General features: G+C 32.4%; 16 protein-coding genes. 8 read left to right on the top strand and 8 right to left on the bottom strand.

The window, feature by feature from the left end; all coding sequences use genetic code 11:
• Positions 1–9: 9 nt before the first annotated feature.
• Both ACZ451_RS03945 and gdhA read right to left on the bottom strand, forming a co-directional pair.
• Positions 10–528 (bottom strand): RNA polymerase sigma factor, encoded by a 519-nt coding sequence (locus tag ACZ451_RS03945; RefSeq protein ID WP_464215797.1) that lies wholly within the window; start codon positions 526–528, stop codon positions 10–12.
• A 215-nt stretch (positions 529–743) separates the two neighbouring features.
• On the bottom strand, positions 744–2,087 hold the full coding sequence (gdhA, locus tag ACZ451_RS03950) for an NADP-specific glutamate dehydrogenase (protein WP_464215798.1): 1,344 nt from the start codon (positions 2,085–2,087) through the stop codon (positions 744–746).
• 237 nt (positions 2,088–2,324) lie between these two features.
• Here gdhA and ACZ451_RS03955 point away from each other — a divergent pair, with 237 nt between their 5' ends.
• Positions 2,325–3,068, top strand: coding sequence for a DUF3298 and DUF4163 domain-containing protein (locus tag ACZ451_RS03955; RefSeq protein ID WP_464215799.1), 744 nt, complete (start codon positions 2,325–2,327; stop codon positions 3,066–3,068).
• 4 nt (positions 3,069–3,072) lie between these two features.
• Here ACZ451_RS03955 and ACZ451_RS03960 read toward each other — a convergent pair whose 3' ends face one another.
• Complete coding sequence (locus ACZ451_RS03960; protein ID WP_464215800.1) at positions 3,073–3,537, bottom strand: DinB family protein; 465 nt, start codon at positions 3,535–3,537, stop codon at positions 3,073–3,075.
• Positions 3,538–3,650: 113 nt separating this feature from the next.
• On the opposite strand from ACZ451_RS03960, the gene ACZ451_RS03965 reads away from it, so the two are divergent.
• Together ACZ451_RS03965 and ACZ451_RS03970 are read left to right on the top strand one after the other, a co-directional pair.
• Positions 3,651–4,004 (top strand): arsenate reductase family protein, encoded by a 354-nt coding sequence (locus ACZ451_RS03965; protein ID WP_464215801.1) that lies wholly within the window; start codon positions 3,651–3,653, stop codon positions 4,002–4,004.
• Positions 4,001–4,906, top strand: a complete 906-nt coding sequence (locus ACZ451_RS03970) for a DMT family transporter (RefSeq protein ID WP_464215802.1) — start codon at positions 4,001–4,003, stop codon at positions 4,904–4,906. The genes ACZ451_RS03965 and ACZ451_RS03970 overlap by 4 nt, the downstream gene beginning before the upstream one ends.
• Before the next feature lie 7 nt (positions 4,907–4,913).
• On the opposite strand, the gene ACZ451_RS03975 is transcribed toward ACZ451_RS03970, so the two are convergent.
• From ACZ451_RS03975 to ACZ451_RS03995, 5 genes are all read right to left on the bottom strand, one after another.
• Positions 4,914–5,048 (bottom strand): hypothetical protein, encoded by a 135-nt coding sequence (locus ACZ451_RS03975; protein ID WP_464215803.1) that lies wholly within the window; start codon positions 5,046–5,048, stop codon positions 4,914–4,916.
• Positions 5,049–5,257: 209 nt separating this feature from the next.
• Positions 5,258–5,686, bottom strand: a complete 429-nt coding sequence (locus tag ACZ451_RS03980; RefSeq protein WP_464215804.1) for a hypothetical protein — start codon at positions 5,684–5,686, stop codon at positions 5,258–5,260.
• 66 nt (positions 5,687–5,752) lie between these two features.
• Positions 5,753–6,232 (bottom strand): acyl-CoA thioesterase, encoded by a 480-nt coding sequence (locus ACZ451_RS03985; RefSeq protein WP_464215805.1) that lies wholly within the window; start codon positions 6,230–6,232, stop codon positions 5,753–5,755.
• A 125-nt stretch (positions 6,233–6,357) separates the two neighbouring features.
• Positions 6,358–6,870, bottom strand: a complete 513-nt coding sequence (locus ACZ451_RS03990) for a hypothetical protein (RefSeq protein ID WP_464215806.1) — start codon at positions 6,868–6,870, stop codon at positions 6,358–6,360.
• A gap of 256 nt (positions 6,871–7,126) precedes the next feature.
• Positions 7,127–8,209 carry a Gfo/Idh/MocA family protein gene (locus ACZ451_RS03995; RefSeq protein ID WP_464215807.1) on the bottom strand — a complete coding sequence of 361 codons (1,083 nt, stop codon included), beginning with the start codon at positions 8,207–8,209 and terminating at the stop codon, positions 7,127–7,129.
• 347 nt (positions 8,210–8,556) lie between these two features.
• Between ACZ451_RS03995 and ACZ451_RS04000 the strand changes: the two genes are divergently transcribed.
• From ACZ451_RS04000 to ACZ451_RS04020, 5 genes are all read left to right on the top strand, one after another.
• A complete protein-coding gene (locus tag ACZ451_RS04000; protein ID WP_464215808.1) occupies positions 8,557–9,531 on the top strand; it encodes an NAD(P)H-dependent flavin oxidoreductase in 975 nt (324 codons plus the stop codon).
• 117 nt (positions 9,532–9,648) lie between these two features.
• Positions 9,649–10,650, top strand: coding sequence for a bestrophin family protein (locus tag ACZ451_RS04005; protein WP_464215810.1), 1,002 nt, complete (start codon positions 9,649–9,651; stop codon positions 10,648–10,650).
• Positions 10,650–11,609: a YheT family hydrolase gene (locus ACZ451_RS04010; protein WP_464215811.1), complete on the top strand. Its 960-nt coding sequence runs from the start codon at positions 10,650–10,652 to the stop codon at positions 11,607–11,609. Before ACZ451_RS04005 ends, ACZ451_RS04010 begins: the two co-directional genes overlap by 1 nt.
• 72 nt (positions 11,610–11,681) lie before the next feature.
• Positions 11,682–12,161, top strand: coding sequence for a c-type cytochrome (locus ACZ451_RS04015; RefSeq protein WP_464215812.1), 480 nt, complete (start codon positions 11,682–11,684; stop codon positions 12,159–12,161).
• Positions 12,162–12,168: 7 nt separating this feature from the next.
• Positions 12,169–12,714 (top strand): pyridoxamine 5'-phosphate oxidase family protein, encoded by a 546-nt coding sequence (locus tag ACZ451_RS04020; RefSeq protein WP_464215813.1) that lies wholly within the window; start codon positions 12,169–12,171, stop codon positions 12,712–12,714.
• The last annotated feature ends 58 nt before the right edge of the window (positions 12,715–12,772 follow it).

Here is a 12,772-nt window from a genome sequence, read left to right on the forward strand (position 1 = left end):
AAATTATTTTTATAAATACTCTTTTAAACCTTCCCGAAAAGCTTTTAAAGCCTTTGAAACATGGAGCTCTACCGTTTTAATGGAAATATTTTTTTGATCAGCAATTTCTTTATAACTCAAACCTTTATCCCTTGATAACTTAAAAATAGCTGTTGTTTTTTCTTCAAGAGTTGCATAAACTTGTTCAATTTGTTGTAATAACTCCCATTCTTTATCTATTTGAGTTTCAATACTTGCATTTAAAGCAAATACATTGGTATGTTTTTCTCTGGTTTGGTTTTTTCTATACGCATCAATAATTTTATTTTTGAGTGTTGTAATTAAAAATGCTTCTATAGAACGTTCGGATTGCTTAATTGTATCAAAATTTTCCCAAAGCTTTATAAATGTTTCCTGAACTAATTCTTCAGACAATGTGATTTCTTTCAGAACCTTAAAAGAATAATTATACAGTTTTTTATAATGCGCATCAAACAAACTTGAGAATTTGGCTTCTTTGCTTTGTCTAGATGGGATTTTTTTATCCAAATAAAAAAATGATTTTATTAAAGTATTTGGCTAAAGTAAATAAAATAATACTCAAAATACAATTCCACACACATTGCCTTCTCTTCCAGTCTTGGTACGGCACTAATTGTTTTATTTCGTTATAAAAGAGGCTGGTAGTCTTATTTTTAAAAACTAAAAAACCTGCCCACTTTTAAAAGTAGACAGGTTTATAAATTCCCAATTATAGTTATTATTTAAATAACACCTTGTGCTAACATAGCATCTGCAACTTTTACAAAGCCAGCAATATTGGCTCCTTTTACGTAATTGCAATAACCATCTTCTTCTTTACCATAAGCGATACAAGAGTCATGAATGTCTTCCATAATATCTTTTAGTCTACCATCTACCTCTTCTCTTGTCCAGCTAATACGTAAGGAGTTCTGAGACATTTCTAAACCAGAAGTAGCAACACCCCCAGCATTAGAGGCTTTTCCTGGTGCAAATAATATTTTTGCGGTATGAAACTCATGAATGGCCTCTGGGGTAGACGGCATATTGGCTCCTTCTACCACACAAATACATCCGTTTTTAATTAATGTTTTAGCGGCTTCTCCATCCAATTCGTTTTGAGTGGCGCAAGGTAAAGCGATATCACATTTAACATCCCATGGAGTTCCCCCTTTATGAAAAGTAGCGGATGCATACTTATCTGCATACTCAGAAATACGACCTCTCTTGTTATTCTTAAGGTCCATTACATATTCTAATTTCTCTAAATCAATACCATCTTTATCATGGATATATCCTTGAGAATCTGAAAGTGTGATTACTTTAGCGCCTAATTGCAATGCTTTTTCGGCAGCGTACTGTGCTACATTACCAGAACCAGAAATAACAACATCTTTACCATCAAAAGACATATCTCTAGTTTGCATCATGCTTTGTGCAAAATAAACAGTTCCGTAGCCTGTTGCTTCTGGTCTAATTAAAGAACCTCCCCACGATCTTCCTTTACCCGTAAGAACTCCAGTAAATTCGTTTCTTATTTTTTTATACATTCCGAATAGGAATCCTATTTCTCTGGCTCCAACACCTATATCACCTGCAGGCACATCTGTATTTGGACCAATATGTCTGTTTAGCTCTAACATAAAAGCATGGCAAAAACGCATTACCTCGTCATCCGATTTTCCTTTAGGATCAAAATCTGATCCTCCTTTACCGCCACCCATAGGTAGTGTTGTTAAGCTATTTTTAAATACCTGTTCAAAAGCTAAAAATTTAAGAATACTAGCATTTACAGATGGATGAAAACGTAGCCCTCCTTTGTAGGGTCCAATAGCAGAGTTCATTTGTATACGGTACCCCCTATTTACATGTATTTCTCCTTTATCATCTACCCATGCCACTCTAAAAGAAATTAATCTTTCTGGCTCTACCATACGCAGTAAAATGTTTTTACCGTTGTATATTTTATGCTTCGCGATATAAGGAATAACGGTTTCTGCTACTTCTTGTACTGCTTGGATAAATTCTGGTTCATGACCATTTCTGGTCTTCACCTCATCCATAAAGGTTTTAATTTTTGCTTCCATATAAACTGTAGTATCAGTTGATTTATCTTTGTTTGTTATTTTCTGTTATCAAATTCAGAATACAACGCCAAAATTATAACATTATGATAATTTTATGTTGATTTTATAAAAAATTATTAAATTATTAACCTTCTAGTCTTTTTTAAAGGGTTTAACTTACTTTTCTATTGAAAAAAAGCAATTCAAAAGCGATCATTGCGTTATCTTTTATAGAGGTGGTTCTAATAATACATTACTATGAATTTAAAAATAATACTAGTCCTTTTCGTTATTCTTGCTTGTAGTTGTGCCAATGAAAACAACCTAATTTCAGAACCCATAGTATTTAAGAGCGAAAAATGTAATGATTGCCCCAAAGTAGAAGTTAATCTTTTAAATTTTTTGGTTGATTCTAAAATAGGTAAAACCATTAATACTACTTTACAAAAAACTGTTATTGAAGAATTGCTTTATGATGAAGAAATCAAAGCTATAACTATAGAAGATGCGATACAATCTTTTAAAGAAGGGTATATTGCCCTAAAAAAAATGCATGCAGATGAAACCGTAGTTTGGGAAGCAACTGTAGATAGCAAAATAACTTTTGAAAACAAGGACCTTATTACGATTCTGTTAGACACCTATATTTTTACTGGTGGAGCGCATGGGTATACTGCTAAACAATATTTAAATTTTAATAAGAAAAAAGGAACAATTATAGAAAATTGGGAGCTCTTTAAACATAAAGAATCTTTTTTGGAATTTGCCGAGACAAAGTTCAAAATTCAAGAAAAGATTCCCCAAGATAAATTAATTAATAGTACTGGTTTTATGTTTGAAAATGATCTTTTCTACCTTCCAAAAAACATAGGGTTTACAGATCGCGGCATGGAACTTTTATACAACCAATACGAAGTGGCTTCTTATGCAGATGGCCCTGTAGTAGTAGTGCTCCCTTATAATGAAATTAAAACCTTTTTGAATATAAAAGTTAAGAATTGATATCTTATTTATTCCCTACTTTCTTTAATAATGCCTGAATGGTGCCTAGGTGTATTCCCTCATGAAAAATATTAAAAGCAATAGCATCTTCCACACTAGATAGCGTTATTTTTGGTGTGGTTGTGTATTCATGATATGCATTAAAAGCCTTTTTTTCATAATCTTCTTGTGTCCATGTTATTGTTGCAAATAACAATTCCTGAATTTGTTCAATTTCTTGGACCGTTACAGTGCCATCTGGCATCGTTCCTTTTTTAAATTTAGCGACAAGCTCGTTTGAAATACGCATAGGCGTACCACTTAATTGATACACTAATAATTGTTGTGTAACAACAACATGAGCAATATTCCACCAAATATTATTTCTAAAACCTTCCGGGATCTCTAAAAGTTGCTCTCTGAGAAGCTCTTTTAAAAGTTTATATAGTATTTTTCTATTTTTTAAGGTGATATCAAATAGCTTTTCCATTAGATTTAAATTTAATTAGGTTTCTGCTCTATTTTTGGTGGCTAAAAGTAGAACATTAATTCAGAATTAGGTTTCTTTGCACTAACATTTACAACAAAAAATTTGAGCCTAAGATGAAAAAGATATATCATTTAAGTACTTGTGATACCTGTCAGAGAATTTTAAAAGAATTACGCCCATTAGAAGGCTTTGAACTTCAAGATATTAAAACTACTGCAATCACTTCTACACAACTAGAAGAAATGAAATCTTTAGCAGGGAGTTATGAAGGGCTATTTAGTAAAAGAGCTCGGTTATACAGAGAAAAAGGATTGCATGAAAAACAACTTTCTGAAGAAGATTACAAAAATCTTATTTTAGAACATTATACTTTTTTAAAGCGACCTGTACTTATAAGTAATGATGCTATTTTTGTTGGAAATAGCAAAAAAGTAGTTGGTGCTGCTAAAGAAACCATCCATTCGTGAGCAAAAGAACCTTAGCAATTTTAGCGGCCATTGGTGCAGCTATTATTTATGGTTTAAACCATTCTATTGCAAAGAGTGTAATGCCTACTTATATTAAACCTTTTGGATTTATTCTTTTACGAGTATTAGGTGCTTCCGTTTTATTTTGGTGTTTTGCACCTTTTGCGCCTAAAGAAAAAGTAGCTCGTGAAGATTGGGGTAGAATTATATTTTGTTCCTTTTTAGGAATGGCAGTAAATATGCTAGCTTTCTTTAAAGGTTTGCAGCTTTCTACACCTATAAACAGTTCGGTTTTAGTCACTACCACTCCTATTATTGTTGTTATTTTATCAGCTTTCTTAATCAAAGAAAAAATTACAGTACAAAAAGGGTTTGGAATTTTCTTAGGATTTATAGGTGCGCTAATGCTTATTCTTTTTGGTTCGGAAATTAGAAGTGATGCGCCAAACATTCCCTTAGGTAATGCATTATTTATAGTAAATGGAATTACTTTTGGCTCGTATCTTATTTTGGTAAAAAAACTACTAGAAAAATATCATTTATTTACTTTAATGAAATGGCTTTTTACTATTGGGGTTTTATTTAATATCCCTATTGCTTATTCTGAGTTTATAACTGTAGAATGGACAAATTTACCGCAGCAAGCTATTTGGTCTTTTGTTTTTGTAGTAGTAGGCACAACCTTTTTAACCTATCTTTTTAATGTATTTGCCTTAAGTCAATTAAAAGCTTCTACGGTTAGTTCTTTTATTTATATGCAACCTTTAATAGGTATTGCATTTGCTATTCTCATTGGTGCAGATACTTTAACGGCAACGAAACTTGTTGCGGCTATTCTTGTAATTTTAGGAGTATATTTATCGAGTAAAAAAGTAAAGGTGGGGGGAGGGGTAAATAAGTAAACTATTTTTATTGAACGGGAGCTTCTTTATCAATACTTTTATTGAGTACCAATTCAGTTTCTTTACTAGTATCTGTTCCAAAACTTTGAAATAAAATAATGGCCAGAACAAATGCAAATAAGAATAAAAAAGATTTTCTCATAATAAGTGGTATTTAGTTACAAGTGCGAATTACCAAAAACTAAGCCATATTTTAAAAATTATTAGTTTTTAGGTCAGATTAATAGGTTGTTCTGCAAATCTTCAGATAAATTAAACAAAAAACATGTTATACTACACATCGTAGATGATTACACCAGTATGTATTGTTTATGATATGGATAGAAAAGTGGGTATCTTAATTTTGGGTTTTTATTTAGTATTAGCTTTAATATACATTGGTTTACCTCTATAAAAGCTTAATTTATTTCTATTCCCCATAGCATTTAAAAATAGCATCCCTTGTACCTCTTGCATACTTTCATCAGGTACAGTTTTTAATTTGGAAAACTGCACTTCATCTATAGTTAAAACCTCTGCTAATTTAACTTTTTTGGTTTTAGTTGGCAGTTGATCCTTTTCATCAAAAAAATAGTTTCTTGGGAGAATTACTATGTTTTCATTTTCCTCTTTACGAAGTATATCAGAATTGTTTGTTAACTCCAAAACAGGAATAATGGTTTCCTGTACTGGATTATTATTTTGTTCTTTTTTTGAAGTAACGGCTGTAGAACTATCAACATAATGATATAACATCAATAGAAATACAAAAGCAAATAGAGATAATAAAGATGTTCTCATATTTAAGTTGTTCGTTATATTATTATATAACACAACAATTAGACCAAATATTTTACTGAATACTAACTATAATGTTAAATTTTTAGGTTTTTTTGCAAATCGCCTAGTATCTTCTTTCGTCAATACTTTAAAACCTTCTGCTTTTTCTGTAGCATCAAACACTTTTAAGAAATCATTAGAAAGTCCTGTTAAGTTTCTTGTTTTTAAATCTACCCATGCACCCATCATCTCACAACGTGCAACATTTCTACCCTTATAGTCGTAAAAATTATGATGAAATTCAAAAAACTTACCATCTTCACTCATTCCCATAATTTCCATAGAGACCTGTACTGGCTTACCCGGAAAAATCTCTTTAAAATAATAAATATGTTCATAAAATACTACCGGTCCAATCTCATGTTCTGCCATTGTTTTATGATTAAAACCTAGTTCCATTAGGTATGCCATTCTAGTATGGCTCATAAAATTTAAATATGCAGAATTTGCCAAATGTCTATTGGCATCAACATCACTCCATCTTACTTCAAAATCTTTTAAATACATTGTCTTTATGATAAGTTATGTAAACAAAATTAAAGAATTAAAAATTGTTGTAAATAAGAAAAGGGCTTAAACCAAAATAGATTTCAACCCTTCTCTAACCAAACAAACAAAAACCATATATTATGCTAACTCACTTTTTGAAATTTATATCTGCAAAGTCCATCTTTTTGAACAAACATTGCAACGTTATTTTTTATGGCAATTTTAATAGATGTAATGAATAATTCATCTTTATCAATTAAAACATCTAATACCCCTCTTCTATATCGTGTAGGAAATGAATTTGCCACAAAACCATTTTTATCAATAAAAACAATTTCTCTACTTTCCTCTTTTATTTCTACTGTTGTTATATTTATTAAGCTATGTTTACATTTAAATAGTTTTGCAACATCTATATGATCTGTAAGACAAAAACTATTTTTAACTTCTTCATTTACTTCTACAACTTGCCATTTTCCCTTAATCTCATCTATACTTTTAACGCTATTATATTTAGAGACTACATTTGTATTTTGCGATAAAAAATTATATTTAGTTGTGTTTTGTTCTCCAAATAAAGCTGTAATACTATCTATTTTTAGTAGCAGAAGTATTTTAGAAAAAAAGCCACAAAAATTAATATTCAGATTTAACACAAATTCTTTTTTTATACGTTCATAACAAACAACACCACAAAGTTATGCGCAACATGAAGTTTTTCAACTATAAAATAGGTTGAAGAGGAAATTTTAGCATTAAAAGGGAATTATTTAAAGTGTGAATTCTAATAAATAGCAAAAACCCTAAGGCTAGCCTGAAGACGATAAATGGAATAGACTCAAGGCTAGAGGTATTGAAGCAAGACCTTGCTTTTCAGCAGGATAAATTCTGACTTAAAAATGCTTTGGTTAATTATAACCTAATTCTTTCTTTTGTTTCTGCAGCTTTATTAATTGCTTCTACTAGTCGTATATCTTTCATTCCTTCTTCTCCTGAAACTAAAACCGTAGTACGATTCATAATGGCTAAAGCATCATCATCCATTTGGCGTGCTTGTTGGTTTTCTATATAGGTGTCTAATAAAATACCATTACTGGCTTTTCCTTTAACACCACTATATGCCTGAAAAGGAGATAGCTCATACCAGCCTTTTTTGCAATCTGCACGCAATACATTTATATATTTAGCAGCTGATGTTTCTCCAGTAGCTTTTAACCCTGAGGCAAATTCAAAAGAAAAAGAAGTCGTTTCTGGTACTTCTACAAAAAACTCTGGGCGTGTATTTTTATGTGTGGCTACTACAGCAATAGGCTCTTCTCCTGTAGTGTAGCGTATGGCATTAATAGCATAGACCCCTAAATCATAAATAAGCCCACCTCCTAATTTTTTACTTGTACGCCATCCTTGTGGAGAGTTGATATTAAAACTAACTTCTGCATTTACCTTTTGTATTGCTCCAAAAGGTCTTTGCTTAGCCCATTCTATTACTTTTTGCGTATTAGGCTCATGCTGCATTCTATACCCAATAGTAAGTTGCACTTTATTTTTTGCACATGCCTTTATAATAGCTTGGCATTCCGCTACTGTTTTTGCCATGGGTTTTTCGCACCAAACATGCTTTCCTGTATTAGCTGCCTTAATTGCATATTCTGCATGTAAGCCTGTGGGTAAAACAATATAAATAACATCAATATCTGGATTGTTGGCTATACCATCCATATTTTCATAATCATATACATTCTTATCAGGAATACCATACTTTTTTTGCCACTTGGTAATTTTTGATGGCGTACCTGTTACAATTCCAGTAAGTTTACAATGTTTGGTTAATTGTAATGCTGGCGCTAACAAATTCTCACTATAATTTCCTAAACCTACTAAGCAAACACCAAGGGTATCTTTTTGTGAAGGTGATGTCAAAGCATAGTGTGGTGCAATGACTAATCCGCCAACTAATAATCCAGATTTTTTAAGGAAGGTTCTTCTTTTTTGCATAATGGTCTGTTTTATTGATCTATTTTATTTAAAAAAACATTCAACTCGGATTATGCAATAGAACTTCGTAATGAGGGTTGAAACAGCAATAAAATATGATGTTTTATAAGTTTTAGCATAGCTATGCTATGCTAAAACTTAAAACTTGTACTCAGCTTGACTGGGTAAATAGTGTAGCGATATATTTTGCAGCAGTTTCAAGGCGGAATAGATTTTCTATTACATAATATGAGTTAAATATACCTTTATTATCTATGCTTGTAATACACTTTATGAGTCCTTTAGGATAAAATATTGTTTTTTAAGAAAATACACAGTAGCTTTAAATCCATAAAAAATAAAATCTTATGCGTCAAAAAGCCTCGTTTATCAATGATCTTTCCTTACCTGCAATTGCAGCACCTATGTTTCTTATTTCTGGACCTAAACTAGTTATAGAATGCTGTAAAAACGGAATTGTTGGTACTTTCCCTGCATTAAACCAACGTACCAGTGAAGGTTTTGAAGAATGGCTCATCGAAATAAAAACAGCTTTAGCAGAGTTTGAAAAAGAAACGGGTAAAAAAGCTGCTCCGTTTGGTGTAAACTTAATTGTACACCAAACCAACCCTAGGTTACAAGCAGATATCAAACTATGCATTAAACATAAAGTGCCATTAATCATTACTTCTTTAGGTGCCGTTTCTCAAGTAGTAGATGCCATACATAGTTATGGCGGATTGGTGTTTCATGATATTATTAAAAAACGCCATGCAGAGAAAGCAGCTGAGGCTGGTGTAGATGGTTTAATCTTAGTTGCTGCTGGCGCTGGTGGGCATGCAGGAACAATTAACCCAATGACCTTAATTGCAGAAATTAAAAAATTCTATAAGAAAACCATCATTTTATCTGGCTGTATTAGTACTGGTAGAGATATTGCTTCTGCCTTGCAAATGGGAGCCGACTTGGCCTATATGGGAACACGCTTCATCAATACTAAAGAAAGTAAGGCTACGGAAGAATACCGTAAAATGATTATTGATGCTGGGGCTAGTGATGTCGTATATACGGCATCCATTTCTGGAGTACATGCTAATTTTTTAGGAGCTAGTTTAAAAGCGGCAGGAATTACAGAAGAAGATTTAAAGAAAGACACTAAGATAGATTTTGGCAAAGAAATGGACACTGAAGCAAAAGCTTGGAAAACCATTTGGTCTGCTGGCCAAGGAGTTGCTTCCATAGATAATACCGTTTCTGTAACAGAATTGACTAGTAATTTAAAAGCGGAGTTTAAACAAGCTATTGAAGAGCAAATAAAAGTATTAGACATTTTTCCTAAATAGTATCAGTAAATACCTCGGGGCAAGCCTACGAGGCATTAAAAGGAAAAATTCACATTGATTTCGACGCAAGCGCCGGAACATTTTAAATTCTTGATTATCGAGTAAAATTGAAGTAAAATGTATATAAAAAGAAATATTAGTTGGGGGATTATTCTAAGGTATGCCTGGAAAAATATTGTTTTCTTCACTTTGTGGGCTACCGCTATTTTTTCTGCTTATTATTTTTTAGAATGGAAGCATATTAGTATTCCTTTTCAGCCTTTAAGTGTTATCGGTATTGCCGTAGCCTTCTATATTGGTTTTAAAAACAGCCAGAGTTATGATCGTTTTTGGGAAGGCAGAAAAATATGGGGTGGTATCGTTAACTATTCTCGTACCTGGGCAAATAATGTGCTTAGTTTTGTACAGGACGACCATGAGACCAAAAGAATTTTAATCTACAGACACCTTGCTTGGATAAATGCCTTACGAATTCAATTACGGCAACCTTCTAGTTTTTCTATTAAAGAAAATAGGGCTGTAGAAAAAATGTTTGACCGCCATGGTGAGCGCAATCCTGTTTGTGCTGGGCTAGATGCTTTTTTGAGCCCCGAAGAAGATGCTGATTTACAAAATAGAAAAAATATTGCAACACATATCATTAAAAACCAAGGGCAACACTTAAAAGAATTACTAGCAAACGATAAAATAACTGAATTTGATAAGCAAACGTTTCATAATAATTTAGAAGAACTTTACAATTTACAGGGGAAATGTGAGCGTATTAAAAATACTCCTTTCCCAAGGCAATATGCTTATTTTAGCACCCTATTTACATGGATTTTTGTATTGCTATTGCCTTTTGGTTTATTAAGCGTTTTTAAAAGTGAACTTGCACAGATAACAGAAACTACACAGTGGTGGTTTTTGCCTTTATTGATTTTCTTCTCTGTTTTAATCTCTTGGATTTTTACCACCATGGAAAAAATAGGAAGTAATAGTGAAGACCCTTTTGAAGGTAGAATTAACGATGTACCTATGACAGCACTTTGTAGAACTATTGAGATTGATTTACGTGATATGTTAGACGAAAAAAACCTCCCTGAAAAAAGTAAAGCACAAGACCATATTTTGTATTAATGCCAATAATACCCTCACACTACAATCCGCCTATTTTATTTAAAAACGGATATTTTGCTACCATTTATGCAGGGCTTATTCGTAAAGTTACTGGTGTTGTACAAGAGCGAGAACGTATCTATTTATCAGATGGGGATTTTTTAGATTTAGATTGGAGTTTTTCAACGCAAACTACTACTAAACTTGTTATTCTAATTCATGGATTAGAAGGTGATGCGCAAAGACCTTATATAACGGGTAGTGCCAAACTATTTAATACAAATGCCTATGATGTTTGTGCCATTAACTTAAGAGGCTGTAGTGGAGAAAGCAACTTGCTATTTCGTTCGTATCATTCTGGTGCTACAGAAGATCTCATTGCGGTTATAGATCATATTTTAAATTCTAAAAAGTATAAGACTATTCACCTTAAAGGTTTTAGTCTTGGCGGAAATTTAATCCTAAAATATTTAGGCGAAGGGAATCCTATTCCCAAAGAAATTAAATCGGCTGTTGCTATTTCGGTACCTTGTGATTTATATAGTTCGTTACAACAATTATTACAAGCCAAAAATTTGGTGTATGCTAAGCGATTTAAAAAACATTTAATTGCAAAAGTACAAGTGAAGCAAAAACGATTCCCTGATCAAATTTCAAATACGGCTATAAAAAGCATCAGAACATTAAAAGACTTTGATGATGTGTATACCAGTAAAGCCCATGGTTTTACAGATGCTTTAGACTATTATAAGAAATGTAGCTGCCTACAGTTTCTTCCTCATATTAGCATCCCAACATTAGTAATTAATGCTAAAAACGATTCTTTTTTAGGGGATGAATGTTACCCCATAACTGCAGCTAAAAAGAACAACAAACTGTTTTTAGAGCTACCTAAGTATGGTGGACATGTTGGGTTTTATGGAAAAAACGACAGTACCTATACCGAAAAAAGAGCAATAAATTTTTGCAATGAAGTTTAAATACCTATTGGGTTTGATTATCTTAGTGGCTTCAATTAAAAATCTATTGGTCTCTAAATACATTAAGCATACATGAAAAAAATAGTTTACGCATTAGCATTTGGTTTTTTAATAGCGAGTTGTGGCGAAAAAAAAGAAGAAAAAAAAGATGGTTTTGAAATGAGCAGAACCAAAACGGAAGAGAAAAAAGAGACTACTTCTTCGGTTCCTGTAGATATGGATAACCAAGGTGTTGGGTCCTATAAAGACTTTGCGTTCACCAAAGAAATCGACACAGCGTTAGCAGATAAAGGAAAAATATTATTTGCTACAAAAATATGCAACTCTTGCCATGCTGCCAATAAAAGACTTATTGGTCCTCCACTTGCTGGAGTATACGAAAGAAGAAACGCAACTTGGGTTTTAAATATGATGGCAAACCCAGACGGAATGCTAAAAGAAGATCCTATAGCAAAAGCACTTTTAGTAGAATATGATAATGCTATTATGATTAACCAAAACCTTGCTGACGCTGATATAAAAGCACTTGCCGAGTATCTAAGAACTTTATAAAATATAAATGGGTAAAAAATTAGATAAAATAACTCCTGCGTTACAAGATTTTATCCAAAAGCAAAAAATATTTTTTGTAGGTACAGCGGCCGATGAAGGGCGTGTTAATATCTCTCCCAAAGGAATAGATACGTTTAGAGTAGTAGGAGAAAATAAAATTGTTTGGCTTAACTTAACGGGTAGTGGAAACGAAACAGCAGCGCATTTGCTTAAAAATAATCGGATGACGATATTATTTTGCGCTTTTGAGGGAAAACCTCTTATATTAAGACTCTACGGTGCTGCCAATATCTATCATCCAAGGGACGACGCCTTTCATGATTATTTAAAACTATTTCCTAAAGTTAACGGTTCTAGGCAAATTATAGAAATGAATGTTGATTTAGTACAAACTTCATGCGGATTTGCAGTTCCCTTTATGGATTTTAAAGAAGAACGCACTACGCTAGATAGTTGGTCTATTAATAAAGGACCTGAAAAAATAGAGCAATACTGGGCAGATAATAACACAAAAAGTATTGACGGCTTTGAAACCAATATTCTATCTGATTAAAAAAATCTAACAAGAAGAGTATTTACTAACATTGATTATGTTGGTTGTAGTAAATTGC

Source organism: Allocellulophaga tsushimaensis (genome assembly GCF_055383085.1).